The sequence below is a fragment of the Pseudoalteromonas sp. G5_S1_54_S4 genome (assembly GCF_054968565.1).
In genome coordinates this window covers 136,154-155,208 of the sequence record NZ_JBQKUL010000001.1, presented here as the reverse complement: position 1 = coordinate 155,208, position 19,055 = coordinate 136,154, and the positions used below count along the sequence as shown (strand labels likewise).

Annotated in this window: 18 protein-coding genes; 6 read left to right on the top strand and 12 right to left on the bottom strand. The window is 39.2% G+C overall.

The features are described 5' to 3' along the window. Positions 1-70 precede the first annotated feature (70 nt). Complete coding sequence (locus ACTRWE_RS00685; RefSeq protein ID WP_138764367.1) at positions 71-1,015, bottom strand: LysR family transcriptional regulator; 945 nt, start codon at positions 1,013-1,015, stop codon at positions 71-73. A gap of 124 nt (positions 1,016-1,139) precedes the next feature. Here ACTRWE_RS00685 and ACTRWE_RS00680 point away from each other — a divergent pair, with 124 nt between their 5' ends. Then, the gene (locus ACTRWE_RS00680) at positions 1,140-2,087 is read left to right on the top strand and encodes a sodium-dependent bicarbonate transport family permease (RefSeq protein ID WP_138764366.1); all 948 of its coding nucleotides are present in this window, start codon (positions 1,140-1,142) and stop codon (positions 2,085-2,087) included. A 317-nt stretch (positions 2,088-2,404) separates the two neighbouring features. Further along, entirely contained in the window at positions 2,405-3,574 is a 1,170-nt protein-coding gene (locus ACTRWE_RS00675) for an MFS transporter (protein WP_138764365.1), read from the top strand. A gap of 46 nt (positions 3,575-3,620) precedes the next feature. Here the strand turns inward: ACTRWE_RS00675 and helD are convergent, their stop codons facing one another. The 4 genes from helD to ACTRWE_RS00655 all read right to left on the bottom strand — a co-directional run bounded on the left by helD (position 3,621) and on the right by ACTRWE_RS00655 (position 8,170). Continuing rightward, positions 3,621-5,744 carry a DNA helicase IV gene (helD, locus tag ACTRWE_RS00670; RefSeq protein ID WP_462879301.1) on the bottom strand — a complete coding sequence of 708 codons (2,124 nt, stop codon included), beginning with the start codon at positions 5,742-5,744 and terminating at the stop codon, positions 3,621-3,623. 207 nt (positions 5,745-5,951) lie between these two features. Continuing rightward, positions 5,952-6,659: a pirin family protein gene (locus ACTRWE_RS00665; RefSeq protein WP_076922291.1), complete on the bottom strand. Its 708-nt coding sequence runs from the start codon at positions 6,657-6,659 to the stop codon at positions 5,952-5,954. A gap of 29 nt (positions 6,660-6,688) precedes the next feature. Then, the gene (locus ACTRWE_RS00660; protein WP_013465122.1) at positions 6,689-7,639 is read right to left on the bottom strand and encodes a glutathione S-transferase family protein; all 951 of its coding nucleotides are present in this window, start codon (positions 7,637-7,639) and stop codon (positions 6,689-6,691) included. Positions 7,640-7,717: 78 nt separating this feature from the next. Next, positions 7,718-8,170 (bottom strand): DoxX family protein, encoded by a 453-nt coding sequence (locus ACTRWE_RS00655; RefSeq protein ID WP_013465123.1) that lies wholly within the window; start codon positions 8,168-8,170, stop codon positions 7,718-7,720. 124 nt (positions 8,171-8,294) lie between these two features. On the opposite strand from ACTRWE_RS00655, the gene ACTRWE_RS00650 reads away from it, so the two are divergent. After that, complete coding sequence (locus tag ACTRWE_RS00650; RefSeq protein ID WP_016900396.1) at positions 8,295-9,194, top strand: LysR substrate-binding domain-containing protein; 900 nt, start codon at positions 8,295-8,297, stop codon at positions 9,192-9,194. 74 nt (positions 9,195-9,268) lie between these two features. Here ACTRWE_RS00650 and ACTRWE_RS00645 read toward each other — a convergent pair whose 3' ends face one another. From ACTRWE_RS00645 to ACTRWE_RS00635, 3 genes are all read right to left on the bottom strand, one after another. Further along, positions 9,269-9,679, bottom strand: coding sequence for a hypothetical protein (locus tag ACTRWE_RS00645; protein ID WP_013465125.1), 411 nt, complete (start codon positions 9,677-9,679; stop codon positions 9,269-9,271). Between the two features lie 207 nt (positions 9,680-9,886). Continuing rightward, entirely contained in the window at positions 9,887-10,732 is an 846-nt protein-coding gene (locus ACTRWE_RS00640) for an HDOD domain-containing protein (protein ID WP_013465126.1), read from the bottom strand. Between the two features lie 182 nt (positions 10,733-10,914). Continuing rightward, positions 10,915-12,213: a porin gene (locus ACTRWE_RS00635; RefSeq protein ID WP_013465127.1), complete on the bottom strand. Its 1,299-nt coding sequence runs from the start codon at positions 12,211-12,213 to the stop codon at positions 10,915-10,917. A 346-nt stretch (positions 12,214-12,559) separates the two neighbouring features. Here ACTRWE_RS00635 and ACTRWE_RS00630 point away from each other — a divergent pair, with 346 nt between their 5' ends. Further along, on the top strand, positions 12,560-12,805 hold the full coding sequence (locus ACTRWE_RS00630; protein WP_013465128.1) for a hypothetical protein: 246 nt from the start codon (positions 12,560-12,562) through the stop codon (positions 12,803-12,805). Between the two features lie 76 nt (positions 12,806-12,881). On the opposite strand, the gene ACTRWE_RS00625 is transcribed toward ACTRWE_RS00630, so the two are convergent. The 3 genes from ACTRWE_RS00625 to ACTRWE_RS00615 all read right to left on the bottom strand — a co-directional run bounded on the left by ACTRWE_RS00625 (position 12,882) and on the right by ACTRWE_RS00615 (position 15,514). Further along, positions 12,882-14,225: an SPFH domain-containing protein gene (locus tag ACTRWE_RS00625; protein ID WP_013465129.1), complete on the bottom strand. Its 1,344-nt coding sequence runs from the start codon at positions 14,223-14,225 to the stop codon at positions 12,882-12,884. Continuing rightward, entirely contained in the window at positions 14,218-14,556 is a 339-nt protein-coding gene (locus ACTRWE_RS00620; protein WP_013465130.1) for a hypothetical protein, read from the bottom strand. The genes ACTRWE_RS00625 and ACTRWE_RS00620 overlap by 8 nt, the downstream gene beginning before the upstream one ends. 145 nt (positions 14,557-14,701) lie before the next feature. Continuing rightward, positions 14,702-15,514: an alpha/beta fold hydrolase gene (locus tag ACTRWE_RS00615; RefSeq protein ID WP_013465131.1), complete on the bottom strand. Its 813-nt coding sequence runs from the start codon at positions 15,512-15,514 to the stop codon at positions 14,702-14,704. Between the two features lie 240 nt (positions 15,515-15,754). On the opposite strand from ACTRWE_RS00615, the gene sbcB reads away from it, so the two are divergent. Next, a complete protein-coding gene (gene sbcB / locus ACTRWE_RS00610; protein ID WP_013465132.1) occupies positions 15,755-17,200 on the top strand; it encodes an exodeoxyribonuclease I in 1,446 nt (481 codons plus the stop codon). 224 nt (positions 17,201-17,424) lie between these two features. On the opposite strand, the gene ACTRWE_RS00605 is transcribed toward sbcB, so the two are convergent. Then, the gene (locus tag ACTRWE_RS00605) at positions 17,425-18,306 is read right to left on the bottom strand and encodes an NAD(P)-dependent oxidoreductase (protein WP_016900397.1); all 882 of its coding nucleotides are present in this window, start codon (positions 18,304-18,306) and stop codon (positions 17,425-17,427) included. Positions 18,307-18,426: 120 nt separating this feature from the next. Between ACTRWE_RS00605 and ACTRWE_RS00600 the strand changes: the two genes are divergently transcribed. Continuing rightward, positions 18,427-18,969 carry a glutathione peroxidase gene (locus ACTRWE_RS00600; RefSeq protein ID WP_013465134.1) on the top strand — a complete coding sequence of 181 codons (543 nt, stop codon included), beginning with the start codon at positions 18,427-18,429 and terminating at the stop codon, positions 18,967-18,969. Positions 18,970-19,055 lie beyond the last annotated feature (86 nt).

The following is a 19,055-nucleotide window of genomic DNA, read 5'->3' as shown; positions in this document are numbered from 1 at the left end:
AGATACTTGTATGTGAATAACTACAGCAACTTTAATACCAACTTATATTTTTTCGCTTCGCTTTAACTCTTTATTTTAAATTAAGCCCATTTAGCTCATTACGCACCCATTGCTTATCGAGATATTGCTCTAAATTCAGCTGGGCAAATTTTAAAAAGCTGCGCGCAGCATGAGAAATATGCCTGTCTGTGCGCACTACAAAATACCAATGGCTGGCTAAGCAGGTGTCGGTTACATTGAGCACTTTAAAACTGTTATCGCCTTTTGGTAATACATGATGGGAAAGCACAGCAATCCCCATTCCCGAGGAAACAGCAACTCGTATGGCTTCGTTACTGGCCATTTGCACACTATCACTAAGGACTAAACCACGGCTTTGTAATTCGCTTTCAAAGAGCATACGCGTAGCAGAGCCTGGCTCTCTTAATAAAAATCGATATGGCATTAAATCAGCTAATGTTAATGCTTTTACATCGGCAAGCGGATGATCAAGCGGCACAATAAAAACTAAGGGGTTATGTAAAAAACGCGCAGCTTGGGCATGTTCAAGTGATGGTGGGTGGCTAAACACATAAATGTCGTCTTCTCCACGCTCAAAACGCGCTAACACTGCAGAGCGGTTGCCAATTTCTAATGGCAGCTCTACATGGGGATGGGCATTACTGTAAGGCCCAAGTAACTTAGGCAAAATATATTGTGCAGTGTTTACCATGGCAATTTTACAGCGCCCGCGCTCCCCGCCTTTAAGCTCGGCTAAATAGTCTTGGTAATCATCAAAGTGCCCAAACACTTGCTCACAAGTTCTAAATAATTGTAAGCCAGCCTCGGTAACCTGTAATTTTTGCTGTTGCATAACAATTAAAGGCTCATTAACGGCTTCTTGTAAGCGCTTAATTTGCAAAGAAACGGTAGGCTGGGTTAAATGCAATTGCCGAGCTGTTTCGCTAATGGAGTCGGTTTTAACTACACTCATAAAGACTTCGAGTAGCCTAAATGATAGCTGCCTTGTGTTCATTATTCACCTCATAGATTTTTATCTATAAGATACTATCATTCATTTTATTATTTACTATACAAAGATAGGCTTACAATAGCGCCGCTTAACAAATTGAGTAACTAATAACAAAAAGGAGAACAGTGTGCCTGATATCGTCGTAATGTTTTTTATTTTAGGATTAGTGGCGGGGATTTTACGTTCTGATTTAGCGATACCTAAAGCCACTTATGACACACTAAGTCTATTGTTAATGCTCACCATAGGGTTAAAAGGTGGCATGGTGCTGCATGGTAACTTAAGCTGGCAACTTCTTCCTGAAATGGCCTCGGTTATGTTACTCGGTGGTCTTATTCCCCTTACTCTTTACCCTATTTTAAAATATGTTGTTAGACTCAGTGTGGCCAATAGCGCCAGTATTGCTGCGCATTATGGCTCGGTAAGCGCAGGTACCTTTGCAGTTGCATTGGCTTATGCAGAGTCAGCTAAATTAGAGGTAGGTACTGAGGTTACACTGTATTTAGTGATGCTCGAATTACCTGCCATTATTGTCGGTTTAATGCTGTATCGTAAACTCGACAAACAACATAGCCAAAGTAATACACTGTCGCTCAAAGCGCTTTGGCACGAAACACTCACTAACAAAAGCGTGATTTTATTGGTAGGCGGTGTGATCATCGGAATGATGTATGGCACACAGCAAGGCAGCCAAGTAACCAGTCTTTTAACCAGTAGTTTTAAAGTAGTACTGGCATTGTTTTTACTTGAAATGGGTTTAGTAGCTGCGCAAACTCTGCGCCCATTTCCTTGGCAGCATTGGAGACTCGCTGCATTTGCTATTATTACTCCGCTATTTTTAGGTACTATCGGCGTGGCTGTAGGCACACTATTAAAATTAGAATTAGGCTCGGTGGTGATACTCGGTAGTTTAGTGGCTAGTGCGTCTTATATTGCAGCCCCTGCGGCAATTAAAGCAGCCGTTCCCAAGGCTGATATTGGCCTAGCTATGCTCAGCTCTTTAGGGGTAACGTTTCCGTTTAATGTGATTGTTGGTATTGGTTTGTACCATAAGCTTGCGCTTGCCATGCACTAAAATAAACACCAATAAAAGCCCAACATGGGCTTTTATTTTTTAACTATACCCCGCCATTACTACGTTATCACCCTCTTTAAAAAATCAACAAATATAAAACAAAAACGCTAACTTATTTCTACAATCAGATTGCAATTAAGCGATTAGTTTACGTAAAAAAACATTTTAAAAATTATTTTGATTGAGCAATTAAAAAACACTTTACTTGGTATAAAAAGCAGCATAAATTCGCAGCCAAATTAACCTGCTTCAAATAATCGCGCCACTATCACACCTAAATCAGCAATTATTTAAACCCTTTTTATCGGAATAATCTAATGGTGGAACTTGCCGCTAATAGTAAATCAAATAATCCTTTAGCCCCTGTTATTGGTTTATCTTTTTTTGCTATTGCTTCGGGCTTTTTAATGAGCCTGATCCCGTTATCACTGAGTGCTTTTAAGTTAAGTATTGATCTTGCGCCTTGGCTTGCCAGCGTCTTTTATTTTGGTTTACTTATTGGCGCGCTGTGTATTGAGCGTGTGGTAGTAAAAATTGGCCACCGTATGGCATTTATCGCATTTTTAATGTTGCTGATCATCAGTGTTATTGCACAGATTATATCCCCTACAGCCACAATGTGGTTAATTGCTCGCTTTGTTGCTGGTATTGCTGTTGCGGGAGTATTTGTAGTGGTTGAGTCGTGGTTGTTAATGGCGAATACACCTAAGGCGCGAGCTAAACGCTTAGGTTTATATATGACCTCTTTATATGGTGGCAGCGCTGTGGGGCAATTAGCAATCACACCGCTTGGCACTGAAGGTGCCGTACCGTATTTATTTGTCGTGGCCCTTTTGGCGTTGGCTATTTTAGCTCCATTATTAATTACAAAAGGCCAACCTAATGCTCAGCAATTACAAAAGCTGCCACTTAAAGAGTTAAAAACTCTCAGCCGCCCTGCTATTTTAGGCTGTTTAGTATCAGGATTATTACTAGGCCCTATTTACGGGTTATTACCAGTTTATATAGCCGCGCAAACTGATCAAGCCCAATATACCGGCTTACTTATGGCGGTGATTATTTTAGGTGGCATGCTGGTGCAACCTTTAGTGAGTTATTTATCAACCCGTATTATAAAAAGCTTACTTATGGCTATTTTTTGTTTTGTTGGTGCTGCCAGCGTAATGGTAATATTGAACGCACATAGCTTTGGCGGATTAGTTGTAAGTTACTTTGTATTAGGTGCGTGTAGTTTTGCACTTTATCCGATTGCAATTACTTTGGCGTGCGACTCCTTACCTATGGCAAAAATAGTGTCAGCAACTGAAATAATGCTGCTCAGCTACAGTGTCGGCTCTGTATTAGGCCCGTTGTTGGCAACGCATTTTTCTGATGCAAGCCATGGTGTGCTTATTTATTTAGGTGGTTGTTTAATTACCACCTGTATTTATATGCTCATAAAAAGTATGAAAAAAATACCCACAGGTAACACCCCTGTTGCAGGTTAATTAACGCAATAAACCGCTTAAGCTTATTCGTTTGCCGCTAAGCGGTTTATACCTGCGTTACCACTTTACTGGCTATGTTTTTTAACTCTTTTAGCTCAATTTGATGCTCGTTTATTAGCTCGTCAACAAAACAGCTGCGGTTGTTGTCATCACTTATGATAAACACCTTGTGTTTAGCACGAGTGAGCGCCACATAAAATAAGCGTCGCTCTTCGCTATGGGCATACAAATCTTTAGCGGGTAAGAGAGCTTCTAACATTGCAGGCGATGGCTTAGTGCTCGGAAATCCAAATTGCCCGCCATGCATACCTAATATAACTACGTAATCGGCTTCTTTACCCTTTGAACCATGAAAGGTATCACACTCAATTTGTAATGAAGAAAAGGTGTGCTGCAAGGCGTTAATATCGGCTTTAGTAGGTAACTGAAAGCGATAGCGTGCCAGTAAATACACAACAGCGGGCTTATTTTTGTTGATAGTGTCGAGTACATGGGCAAGTGCCCCATTATTTAGCTCAGCTATTTTTGTATTTTTGCTTGAGACAACATTCGCTGTTTTTAATACGCTAATAGCGGGCTTTGTCACTTGTGATAATGAGTTAATTTGCTTAGCTAACTGGGCAGGGTTTTTCATGATAAAACATGAAGCAACCTCACTAATTTTATTATTAAAACGAAACGTAACATCCAGTATGGTTTGTGTAGTAAAACCAAAATGTGCGGCAAATTCTGTGGTAAGGCGCATATCAGCACCACTAAAACGGTAAATAGCTTGCCAGTCATCGCCCACTACAAACAATGAGCTTCTAGGCTTACTATCGCGCAGCGCTTTAACCAGCGCCGCACGCGTAGGCGATATATCTTGAAATTCATCAACCATGATATAACGCCAAGGTGATATAAACTTTCCTGTATTAACATAATCGAGGGCTTTGAGGATCATATCGTCAAAGTCTATTTCACCTTGAGTATATAAATAATGGTTATAGTTGGCTAATAATGGCTTTAATAATTTCCAAGCCTGCTGTATCTGCTTTGAATCGTTCTCAAGCGTTATATTTGCTGTTTTATACACGCTAATTAATTGACTAAATAAAGTCGCTAATTTGGTTAAATAACCGCCAGCTTTTATCTCTTTTAGTAGCGCTATATGATTAGGCTTTGCAGTGCTTAATTCAAACCCACTTTTAACGTCATTAAGATTGTTATTTATATAGTTTACCAATGCTTTAGCATACTGTGGTTTAGCATTGGCAAGTGATTCTAAACATGCCTCAACCCATTTTATTTTAGCTTTTTCGTTTTCAGCAAGTTTAGATATTTTAGGTGGCTTGCCCTCAACCTCAGTAATAATAGTTAAACCTAAGCTGTGAAAAGTAGCGGTTTTTATAGCCTGCGTATTCAGCTTAGTTTTAATGCGTTCGTCCATTTCACTGGCAGCTTGCTTGCCATAGGCCAATAATAAAATATCGCTGTAATTAGCTTGATTACTTTTAACTAAATAGCCAGCTCGCGCCACCATTACACTGGTTTTACCGGTGCCGGCTCCGGCTAATACGAGGTTATTATCGTCATCAATAATGCATGCCCGGCTTTGCTTTTCAGTAAGTGGGTTTGCTTCAACGTTATCGAAAAAACCAGCATAACGCTGCAACTGTGTCTGTGTGTATTTATGCTGTAAAAAGCGAGTTAATGGATCGCTCCACTGACTATATTGTTCGAGCAGTTTTATTTGCGTGCTAACAACTGCCAATGCCTCACTCTTTTTTATCCAAGGAAACCAGCGGTTGTATTGTTGTTTAACGCGCTGTTTTATATCTGCCACATAGGATTGACGCAAAAATTGATGATGTGCAAATTGGTTAATATTTTCTAGCAGCTCATTTAATGGTTCAATATTATTATTGACCCATAGCTGATCCGTCTTGGCTTTAAGTATTCGGTGACTGCCATAAGCCCTCATCCACACTCGATACTGCCCAGACTGTGTTGAAAAACGTAGTGTTTGTCCAAGCACCCCATATTCATAACAAATAGGCGAGGTTAAATCGCACCAACTCAGTGTATCTGTGTGCTTTTTGTTGTTAATGACTAAACCTTGTTGATCAATATCAACAGTGCGGTGTGGGGTAAACAGGCGGCCAAATACGCTGGGGGAAATAGAATTCATTTACAGCAGAATTCCTTTATAAAAATGAACCAATTAGCGCTATTTTAAGGGAATAATGTTTATAAGTGTAATAAAAATAAAGATAAATAATGGCGCGGTGCCTGCTACACCATTATTTAGCCGATGCTGGGTTTTTAATAATCTAAAAACAATTTAATTAACGCTTTTTTTTAACCTAACCCGCTTATTGGCGACTGCTACTGAGCCCTAACCTAATGTATCGATAATAATTATTTCACACTCTGTTGTTGCAGTTAGCGTCATAAAATCAGCATGAGTGACCTCAGCACCATCCCCTTTGTTCATGGTAATTACACTGCTTTTGTCATCTACAGTAAATACACCATCAGATGCAAGTACATAAGCTTGATGATCAATACGCTGAGTGATGGTGGTACCTTTTGCAATCTTTCCACCATAAATGCGTGCTTGTTGATTGATAAATAAGGTGTTACCCGCATCTTCTGCATAACCCGACACTAAAAGCGTAAGCTCGTTAGCTAAGTCGGTCGGAAATTTTTTACTTTCCCAATGCGGCGGCACATCTTGTTTATTACTTTGAATCCAAATTTGATAAAAAGTAAGTGGCTCATTGGTACGATTATACTCAGAATGCACAATGCCTGTGCCTGCACTCATTACCTGCACTTCACCTTGCTCGGTTATGCCTTTATTACCCATACTATCTTGATGAGTAATGGCACCACTGCGTATGAAACTAATAATTTCCATATTTTTGTGTGGATGCGCTCCAAATCCCATTTCAGGTGCAACCCAATCATCATTAACAACGCGTAATGTACCAAAGCCCATACGTGCCGGATTATAGTAATGTGCAAAACTAAAATGATGTTTAGATTTAAGCCAACCGTGATCGGCACTGCCTAAACTATTCTTTGGATAATGATTGATCATGGTCTTTCCTCAAAAAGAATAAACATTAATTAATATGGACGTTCACGGTCGTGTGGAGCATCAAAATGATGCTTTGCACCCAGCGGTACTATTTGTGTTGGATTAATCGTTAAGTGGCTTACATAGTAATGCACCTTTGTGTACTCTAAATCGACTGTTTCTTTAACACCCGGTACTTGGTAAAGCTCGTTAACGTAATTGCTAATATGGTGAAACTCGCTTAATTTTTGACGGTTACACTTAAAATGCCCGTGATAAACCGCATCAAAGCGAATAAGGGTTGTAAATAAACGCCAATCAGCTTCTGTAATAACATCACCAACGAGATAGCGCTGCTTAGCTAAACGCGCTTCTAGCCAGTCTAAACTATCAAATAGTGCGGTGTAAGCCTCGTTGTAAGCTTCTTGTGTAGTAGCAAAACCGGCTTTATATACGCCATTATTAATGGTGTTATAGACACGGTTATTCACGGTTTCGATTTCTTCACGAAGTGGCTCTGGATAATAATCATCAGTATTGCCAGTGAGCTCATTAAACGCACTATTAAGCATACGAATGATCTCTATTGATTCATTATTTACAATAGTTTGCGTTTTTTTATCCCATAAAATCGGCACAGTAACCCGCCCTTCATAACTAGGATCGGCTTTTAAATACAATTGATAGGCGTAATCTAAGTTATAAAGTGGATCGCCCTGCTCGCCAAATTCCCAGCCGTTTTCCATCATGGGCGCTTCAACAATACTCATAGAAATAATATCTTCGAGCTGCTTTAATTTACGAAAAATAATCGTTCTGTGCGCCCATGGGCACGCCAGCGATACATATAAATGATAACGCCCCGCCTCAGGGGTAAATTTGCTTTGTGGCGCAGATGAAATAGTATCCCTAAAACGGCTGTCTTGACGTACAAATTTACCGTCGCTTTTTTCGGTGTCGTACCATTTATCGACCCATTCACCGTTAACAAGTAATCCCATGTCCGTCTCCTAAGTATGTAGAATGTGCCAACCTTACGCAGATTGGCAGCTTAAAGTTCAATCAGTTATATGATCAGCTTATTGGTTTAATCTGTTATGAATTTTTCCATCAAGGGATAGCTTTCCAGCTCCTTGAATAAATAAGGCCAAGGTAATTGCCAACAACGATAAACCAAACTCGTAACCGTTGTTGCTCATAAATAAGCCGTTATCTATATGTACGGTAAAAATAGCAACCACCATAGTGATAGCCAGTAAAAAACTCGCAGGACGCACCAGCAAACCAACGATGAGTAGTAATCCACCAAAAAATTCAGCGCCACCCGCCATTAATGCCATTAAATAGCCCGGTGCTAAGCCAATCGACTCCATCCATTGCCCTGTGCCTTCCAAGCCATAGCCACCAAACCACGCAAACAGTTTTTGTGCCCCATGAGCACTAAACACTAATCCTGCAATAAGCCTTAATGGTAGTGTTGCAAAAGACTGTTCAGTTTTTGTGATGGCAGCTGTGATATTTTTAATCGTCATAATGTTTACCTGTATTGTTTCTGTTGATTATGCAGCTATTGTATAAGTTGAATTAAAATTAAATAACTCCTATTATTTGCTTTATATGTTCAAATATTTTGAACAGTTAATATTTGGTATGATGATGAATACACCCCCTATTAGCATAGAAGCTTTACTGGTATTAGACGCCATTGAGCATCGTGGCAGTTATGCAGCCGCTGCAGAACAACTTAATAAAGTGCCATCAGCCCTGTCGTATATTGTTAATAAACTTGAAGAGCAATTAAATGTAACTTTATTTCAGCGCCAAGGTCGGCGAGCAGTTTTAACCCCCGCAGGTAAACATTTACTGAGCGAGGGGCGTAAAGTGCTCAATGCTATAAATAATTTATCGGAGCAAACACAAACCATAGCTAATGGCTGGGAGCCTAGAATACGGATTGCTTGTGACTCAATTATTGACGTAACAAATGTTTTTGCTGCTTTGCAGCAATTTTTAATTGAACATAAAAGCATTGAAATTGATGTAAAAGAAGAGGTCATGAGCGGTACATGGGAGGCGTTAATAGAGGACAATGTTGACTTAGTGATTGGTGCACCCGCCCCCGTGCCTGCTCAAAAAGGGATCAGAGCAGTGAAAGTAACGGATATTCAAAATGTACTTGTGGTTCACCCAACCCACCCTTTAGCAAAAGAGCAAAAACCCATCAAGCCTAGTGAGCTTGGTCAATACACCACAGTGATAGTTCATGACTCTGCAAAACAAAGTATTCCGTGGTCAGCTAATTTAATCGAAGGTAGTCAACGTTTTTATGTAAGCTCCGTAAAACAAAAAATTACCGCTATTTTATCGGGAATCGGGATTGGTTATTTACCAGTAAACCTTATTGCTGAACATATTAAAGCTAAAAAACTTCATGTTGTGGAGCTCATTGAACCACGTCCTATTCAAGACTTATACCTTGCATGGAAAATAACCAACAAAGGTAAAGGATTAAAAAAATTGACTCAACTTTTAATCGACAATAATTTACAGACATGAAATAAGCCAACTACATAAATGCAAAAGCCCATGCTAACTAAATTAGCATGGGCTTTTTTAATCACTAATAGATTTTATAGAGCAAGATCTTGCTTAGCACGTGTTAAATTGTGCGACACTAACTCGTTACCTGATATTTGCTGTGCTTCGTAAAAGTCAGATAACGCTGCGGTTTCGTTTTTAGCCATTAAACGGCCAACACCGCGGTTACTTAAAGCAAATGAAGTCAGCTCACGTACTTTAAAGCGCGGGCCTGTACTTTGCTGTAATAATGTAATTGCTTTTGAACAAATTTCTTCAGCTTGGCTGTAGTTTTTTGATTTTACATTTAATGCGCAACTGTTAAATGCAACTTCGAATTCTTGTGGGGCTGTTGCAGCCTCTTCAATAACCATTAACTTGTAGTCACTTTGATCAGCCATTACAGCAGCTGAGCAAGTTAATAAAGAGCCAAGAGCGATGGTTTTGATAAGTGAGCGTTTCATGATTAGTTTCCTATTTGGTTAGTCGTGCTTGTTGCCGACAACTAAACTTTAGAGTGTTTACTTAATCTCGACAAACGATTAAAAACAAACCAATAAGTGAAAAAAACTAACCTATAGACTTTAGTCTAATTAAACTGAGCATATTCGTTTTAATAAAAGCGACAAGTAACCGCTCGTTTAACTAGGCTGCAAACCCGGCATGATTATTTACTGATTTAAGTAATCAATAACTTCTTCTTGTAAATCAATATATTCATCTTCAGACATATTTAACTTTTTAAGTATAAACGGTTCAAGGCGCTCCCAATCTTTAATTTTTTCATCACGTAAAATACTATTTACTATGCTTTCAGAGAGCTTTAACACACAAAAACAGAGCTGTTGATTAGGATCGGATGTGTCCTCAAGTAAACTTAAATCATGATGGCGTAGAATAAGCTGGCAAATATCTCTTGGTAAATGCCAACTCGATGCTAAGTAATAGCCGATAATGGCATGATTAGCGCCATAAACACGATCTTCAATATCAACTAAACTTTCTTTACTGCTTCTATTTGAACCATGCAGCACATTGACGTAGTCGTCATATTTAATCGCCATCGGAACTATGCCGCAATCATGAAATAAACCGAGAGTGTATAAGTATTCAACTGGAATTTTATTTTTTACTCGCTGCCCAACAATCATGTTTACATTAGCAATTTCAGACGCGTTATCCCAAAAACGCTCTAAACTAATACAACATGTTTTTTGTAAAAACATTTGCTTTAATTTAAGCGCAGGAATAAGTGCTTCTATACCATTCCAACCTAAAAACATGATGGCTTGTTTTATGTCAGCAATGCTTCGCACTAAGCCGTAAGCGGGTGAATTAACAATTTTTAAAATAGCAGACGATATGGCCACATCTTTAGCAACTATATCTGCAGCAGCCATTAAAGACGGCTCATTTTGACGTGCTAATCTATCAAGATCATCTAAAATTTGCGGTTTTGGGGGAATAATAAAGTTTTTGTTTACATCAGATAATACCTGCTCATTAACGACAAACATCGATGTCTAGCCTCCAGCTAAGCTATATGGATTATTTATTTAATTCCATTTGAACTTTTATACTAGAAGTTGATTAGAGATTTATCAATTTGTAGGTGCTGAAATTGGTAGGGTAAAAATAATTTTTAAAACGACAGCAGCACACGCCCAGTATATAGACGTGTGCTTTGAATACTAGCTTATTAGAAGTAATAGCCAATATTAATGTTAAAGCGACGCTCAGTTTCGCTGCTATCGCCCGCTAATGAACCTCCAACAAACGGCATGTTTTTACCATGAACTAAGTCAAAGTACGTAAATAAACCACCTGCAGCGACCGAGAAACCGGTTACGTTCATCCAGGTATCTTTGCTGTTGTCTGATTTGTCGTAAATAGCGCTGTAGTCATTATAAAACTGTAAGTTTGTTACTGCACCCCATTGCACCGGCACACTGTATGCTACGTTTGCACTCGACATAGTTGCTTCCGCTGCCATGCTATCGTAAAACGAGTAAGCGCCTACAGCAATACGGTTTACGTTATCAATATCGTAGTTGTATTCGCCATGTTGTAATTGCAAGTTCCAAGGGCCCATATTACTGTTTAAGTGAAGCGCCCATGCGTTATAGTCACCTGCGCGGTCAACACCATCATGCAAGCCACCAGCAAGCGCTGACACACCAATTTCAGTTTTACCACCCTCATGCTCTATGTGGTAGCCGTAACGACCTGAGAACGTATTATATTCGCCAATTGGATTGGTCGGCTCAGCGTAAACACCATCACCAGCTTCTCTAAAACCAACAATATCGTATGAGTAGCGATCGCTGCGGTTATCTACATAACCATCAACACCACCTAATTCATCATTTTTGAAAAAGCCTAAATCAAGCTGCCAGTTATCGGCAATTTTACGCTTAAATAACACCCCTAAATCGTGGTCGTCTTCAAGGCCTACGTAATAGTTAGTGCTGAAAAAGTAGTTATGTGAATTGTAAGGCCAGTTACCAAAAGGAACCTGAGTAATACCTGCTTGAACTTGCCAATCATCAGCAAAATCGTAAGCAGCATAGGCGTATTTAACAGCTGTCATGTAATCAAAAAAACGAATTTCAGCGTTTAGTTTTACATCACCCACATCGCCTGAGAAATTTAAGCGAAAAATATCAAAGTCAAAATCGCCGCCGCGATTTTTATTGTCGTCATCATACGAGGTGTGGCTATAGTTGGTTCGAACAGCACCGCCAATTTTAATTCCCTGAGGCTTGTGTTCATGTTTAGCTACTTTAACTTCAGCTATATCTTCTTTCTGTTCAATGGTGCGCTCGATTGTCTTTTCACTTTTTTGCTCTGCTTTTGCAAGTTGCTTTTGCAGCATTTCCACTTGTTTTTGTAAGCTGCTTAATTGCTGCTTTACTTTATCAAGATCTGTATCTGCATGTGCCGGATGTGAAAAAACAACCATAGCCACTGCCAGTGCTAAAGGTTTCATAGGTGTCATAATTTGTCCTTGCTTGCCTTGTTGATGTTATTAACTCGAACTTGGTCAGCGTGAGCTAAGTACCTGCTTGATTTTACATATTGTTTTACAATGATAACGTATTTTTACAACTCTTCAATTACACTTTATGATTTTGCGCAACACACCAACAACACACACTACTTTTTAGCAGGGTAAGCATGACAATTAATCATCATTTTAATAAATGAAAGCAGCAGCTTGCAAAATTAAAGCTTAAAAAAATAGTAGGATGATCATGTACCTATTTTTAATGTGTTATTATTTAAAAAGCATATTTAAAACAGCCAGTTTGTTGCTACATATATAAATTAAGGACTCTCCAAAAATGAAAAATAACGATACCTTTAACACAATTGCTACGTTAATTTTTAAGCATCTTTATAATAACTTTCCAAGCCCAAGCCAGTTAGATCCTGAACAATTAATTAGCGATGCCTCAGATCATCAAGGTGAGCAAATAAAAGGAACAATTGCGTTTCTTCTTCATGAGGAATATATATTTTCGACGCCCAGCGCCACTTTTTTGCTAACCGAAAAAGGCTTTAGCCACGCTTTGTGTCCTAAGTTTTAAACTCACCACTTACAAAGCGATACCACAAAAAAAGCCCTAGCAATTAAAGCTAGGGCTTTATAATGATTTTTAACGTTTATTTTTTCTCTTTTTCTAAACGCTTCTTAAGGCTCAATGCCGCGTCGGCCGCCAGTAAGCGCATAAATTCAGAACCATTATTTTGCTCACCCTGCCCTGCACCTATAACAATTTCAGGCACTAAGCGACTGTTACCTAAGCTATTAAATAAAGCCGTTTGAATTTTAACTTCTGCTTTAAGTGTTTCATCAAATACATACTTAGGATCAAGCGCTGCTGATTTTGCGCGTAAACGCGCTTCAGCTAAAACGTCCATACCTAATGCTTCTAAGCGTTGCTGTTTTAAAATTTCTTCTTGCTCTTTTGCAAGCTCCGCTTTAACAGCTACACGTTGCTGAGCAGAAATAATCGCATTCGCTTTTATTCGTTCTGCATCAATTTGCTCTTTAATTTTTAGCTTTTCAGACTCAGCTCTTTGCTTTGCAATCGCTTGTTCGCCTAATGCCACTTCAGTACGTGCTTGTTGCTCTGCTTTTTTAAGGTTTTGTCTTGCCAGCGCTTCATCAGCAGCCGCTTGTTTTTGCGCCTCTAAACGTGCATTTACTTTATTTTCGTAATCAATATCAATAATACTCGCATCAACGACTGTGATCCCATAAGAGCCTAAAATAGGCGCATTACGTAGCGGATTACCTTCAGCATCCTTCTTTATATTAATGGTAACGCGTTGTTGCTTACTTAAATTACTTAAATCGTCAGACTTGTCACGCTCGCCAGTACTAATAATTTGCTCAGTAACAAAAATACCATTCGTAAGTTGATCAGAAAAATCTTGGCTTAATTGACCATTACCACCTGAATAATGTTGCTCCACCGACATCATACGTGCCGACGCTTTTACATTTTCTGTAGTGGCACGCATTAAAAGGTTAGAAATTAGGGTTTCTTGGGAGCCAAATTCTTCATGAATTTTTAATAAACCACGTAAAGCACCCGATTCACTAGCGGGTACGTTGCCAGGCAATCTAAAGCGGGAAACACCGCGTGCCCCACCGGTCGTGGTATCTAAGAATCGAATAGGAATGAGTGGTACAATGGCACTGGCTGTTGCGCTGCTATCGCCGGTAAAGTTAATTGAAATAACTTTTTTATAGGCTGATGTCGTACCAAATGCTTTTAAGTAAGGGCCCGCTTGATTTATTACCGTTAAATTACCGGTAAAAGCTGACTGATGAACTAGCCGTTCATCGGCTTCATTCCATGAAATAACCTGCGACGTTAATGTTGCAATCACTGCTAACACCACGACAACGGATGTTAGTAAAATCACATTACGACGACCAAAACGTGCCATAAATGAGGTGTTTTTTGCCTCAGCGACTGCTTGTTGCTCGCTATCCATTTTGAGTACTCTCCATGTTTAGTTTCTTTTTAACAAAATACGTAATTTCTTGTTCGCTTAAATGCGCACAAAAACTACCCGATCGATGCAAATCTATAAAAGTTGCAAGGATCTCTTGTTTGCCTTTAATTGTTTTTTCCTGGTTTTCTTGGGTTTGGTTTTTCTCGCTAAGTTGAGCAATGAGTTCATCAATAATGGTGTCTTTATCAAATAACACATTATATTCTTTTGACTTTCTTACTCGGCTCTTACGTATATTGCTGTAAATCACATAAAGCGCCACACACAAAATAATAACAAGCGTACTTAACCCAATAATATAAAAAATCATAACGTCTGCTTATATTAATTGAATAATTAACCCCAACAACAAATGTAACGACTAGGTCACAAATGTTAAGCCGATAATTTTACAGAATAACGACCCAAATAACAGAATTAAAACTTGGCTTGTGTATATTTTTGTAAACTAAAAATTAATCAGTGCGATTAAGTAACCTGACTAGCTGGGTGATCACCATTTCTGGCTCATCATTTTGTGGATAGTGGTAACTTTTACGCGTTAGCACTATCTCACCTTGAGGAAAAGCATTAGCCCAGTTTGAATGCAGTTCTCCCCACATTTCACGCCCTTTTTCAGTAAAAAATAACACCGATGGATTTTCATATTTTTTAACTGAGGCAATAACCGTCACGGGAATATCTGCTATTTGTGGATAATCGGGCAAAGGCCGCTTCGACCAAAAGTCTAAATACTGATTCGATATGCCGTTTTTCATATCATCACGTTTTATAGCAGCAATTTCTTTTTCAGCGCGCGGTAAATCAATCTTACGCATAATATCAACATCATGCTCTGAGGCGGGTTCAATTAACATTAACGCTTTAATGTTATCAGGGTAGCTTGCTGCAAATACTCTTGCGATATAAGCACCATAAGAATGCGCCACATAAATCACAGGTTCTTCAATTTTTAACGCTTTAAGTAATAGTAAAGCTTCAGCAGCATACTCCTCAGAGCTATAGTTTTTCTTTATTTGCGCTGAGCCGCCATTGCCAATTCGAGAATAGCGAATTACTTTTGCATGCTTGATAAGCGAGTTATAAATGGGATCCCAATCACTCAGCCCTGCAGAGCCACCCGCCTCGAGTAAAACAGTGTGTTTACCACTACCCGCTATTTCATATTCAATATCAAAGCCATTTACTTTAACTTTTGCAAGCTCAGCAAACGCAGCGGTAGAGGTGATTAATACCCAAAATAGAGTCGTTTTTATTATTAGTTTCATGTTGTTGAAAGAATATGGAGTGTTGGCTTAAGTTATAACATTAACCGTTATGTTTATAAATAATTTCTCTATCACAGAACCTTAAAAATAAATAATCACCCTTAAATCATGTTTTGACTAATAGATTTCCCTATTCAAGCCTATAAACCTCTGTGACCCTATGCCATAATCTAAATAATTCATAAATTTAGTAACTTGGCGGTATATAAACCGTTTCAAGCTAACTTATAGGGTTTTTTAATGGCTTATCAAGAGCAAAATCAAGCAACAATCTATTGGCACGACTACGAGACCTGGGGAGCAAGCCCACAAAAAGATAAGCCGAGCCAATTTGCAGGTGTACGCACCGATCTTGATTTAAATATTATTGGCGAGCCGCTTATTGAGTACTGTAAGCCGCAAGCGGATTATTTACCCCATCCTGAAGCGTGTTTAATCACCGGTATTACCCCGCAAGTGGCGATGCAAAAAGGCTTAGTTGAGGCTGAGTTTATTGCTAAAATTCATGCCGAATTTAGCGTGCCCAATACCTGTGTGGCTGGTTATAACAGTATTCGCTTTGATGATGAAGTAAGCCGATATAGCTTTTATCGTAACTTTTACGACCCATATGAGCGTGAATATAAAAACAATAACAGTCGTTGGGATATTATAGATTTAGTGCGTGCCTGCTATGCACTTCGCCCTGAGGGCATTGAGTGGCCATTAAAAGAAGATGGCAGCCCAAGTTTTAAACTTGAGCATTTAACTGTAGCTAATGGTATTGAACATGCCGCTGCGCACGATGCATTAAGTGATGTAACGGCTACCATTGCACTGGCTAAATTAATAAAAGAAAAGCAGCCTAAGCTGTATCACTTCTTTTTTAGTTTGCGTAATAAGAAAGCCCTTGCTGAATTGGTGGACGTGTTTAACATGACCCCATTAGTGCATACCTCGTCGCGTATTCCAGCAACCCAGGGTTGTACCACGTGGGTGGCACCTATGAGCTTTCATCCTGTTAATAAAAACGCAGTTATTTGTTTTGATTTAACCCAAAACCCGCAGGTGTTACTTGATTTAAATGTAGAGCAATTACGCAAGCGTTTATACACCAAACGTATAGATTTAGCAGAGGGTGATTTACCCGTAGGTTTAAAATTGGTGCATTTAAATAAGTGCCCTATTTTAGCACCAGCTAAAACACTACTGCCTGAAAACGCTGCTCGCTTGGGTATTGACCGTGAGCAATGCTTGGCTAATTTAGCCATTTTAAAAGCCAATACTGAGCTTCGCGATAAAGTCACTGAAGTATTTAATGAGCAAGGCGATTACAGCGCCACTACAAATGTAGATTATTTACTTTATGATGGCTTTACTAGCCATGCTGATAAAGCCAAATTTGCGATTATTCGTGATGCAAAACCTGAAGACTTGGCAAGTTTAAAGCTTGAATTTGAAGATCCTAAGTTTAATACTTTGCTGTTTAGATACCGCGCGCGTAACTGGCCACAAACGCTAAACCAGCAAGAGCTTGATCAATGGCGTCAATATTGCCAAAGCAAGTTAATGCATGGCGAAGATCAGCCATCAATCAGCGCACAAGATTTTATGATCACCCTTGAAAACCTAGCGCATGAGCATGATGACAGCGAAAAAAATCTTACAATTTTAAAAGCGCTGTATAACTACGCGCAAAGCATGTAATTTGCTTTAGTGTATATAACCCATGAAAAACGCGACGATTTAGCAATAAAGTGTCGCGTTTTTTGTGTATAGCTAGGTAAGCGAAAGTTAATCCCACAAAGAGAAGTGAATGAGGAATAAATGAGAAAACATAAAACCAACATTCATTTTTTATGTGTATCACTTTCTCTAAAAGCGCAGCGCCTCTTAGCCTCTTTGTGAACAGTTTACTTTTACCAATTACATTACTTTTTATGCAGTGCTTCAATACGCGCTAGTAAACTTGATGTGTCGTACCTGCCGCCGCCAAGAGCCTGTACATCGGCGTAGTATTGATCGACCGTTGCAGTCATTGGCAGCGTTGCACCATTATTTTTAGCTTCATCAAGGGCAATGCCTAAATCTTTACGCATCCAATCTACAGCAAAACCAAACTCGTACTCGCCTGCCCACATTGTTTTATAGCGGTTTTCCATTTGCCACGAACCAGCTGCGCCTTTAGAAATGGTTTCTATTACTTTTTCGCCATCAAGCCCTGCTTGTTTAGCAAAATGTAAGCTCTCAGCTAAGCCTTGTACCACACCAGCAATACAAATTTGATTAACCATTTTACATAATTGCCCTGAGCCCACTTCGCCTAAAAGCTGACTAAAACGGCTAAATGCCGCCATGATAGGTTGTGCTTTAGCAAATACCGCTTCGTTGCCACCGGCCATTACGGTTAATACCCCGTTTTCAGCACCTGCTTGACCGCCCGATACTGGCGCATCAATAAAGTCGATATGCTGTAAAGCCGCTTTTGCCGCAACTTCACGCGCTACCTCAGCAGAAGTAGTTGTGTGATCGATTAAAATCGTGTTTTTGTCCATACCAGCTAAAACGCCATCATCGCCGTATACCACTGACCGTAAGTCGTCGTCATTGCCAACACACATAAATACCATATCGGCACCACTTGCAGCTTCACGCGGGGTAGGTGCAAAACTGCCGTTAAAATCTTCAACCCATTTTTGTGCTTTAGCTGCTGTGCGGTTATAAACACATACGCTGTGCCCCGCTTTTGCTAGATGCCCTGCCATTGGGTAACCCATTACGCCTAAACCTATAAATGCAATTTTTACTGACATAAAAATGACCTATTTAACTGATAACTTAGAAACATAAGCTCGATTATGTCAATCGGCCGCTAAAAAAGCGAATGAAAGTCTTTTAAAATTTCCCTCATACGGAAATTAGGTAGGTAATCTATGGATAGTATTTATCAATTTAACGCACCACTTTGTAATAACGATGATTTTTCTTTGAGTCAGCTAAAAGGAAAAACGGTTCTTATTGTTAATACCGCCAGTAAATGTCATTTTTCTGCGCAATTATGCGCGCTAGAAAAGCTATATCAACAATACAAAAACGATGGGTTTACTATTTTAGCCTTTCCGTGTAATCAATTTGATAAAAATGAGCCATTAGAGGGAATGGCCATTAAAGACTATTATCAAAAACATTTTTCAATTAATTTTGAGGTGTTTAATAAGGTCATGGTAAATGGCCCAGATACGCATCCACTGTTTAGTTATTTAAAGTCTCATACACGGGGGATTGCACAAAACCGAGCAATAAAATGGAACTTCACTAAGTTTTTAGTTAATGCACAAGGGCAGCTGGTTGCTCGCTATGCACCGCGAACTAAACCAGAGTCATTACATAATGTAATAACAAGCTGCTTAGAATCAGTGCCCGTTATAAAACCGACGACCGCTCGTTTAGGAGTCCGTTCGGCTGTATTAAAATAATCCTGTCGTAATTAAAACAACAAGAGTGAAGCATCTATAGTAAGAATAGTTTATGGTAATAAAATAATTGATTACTTGGAGCTAGT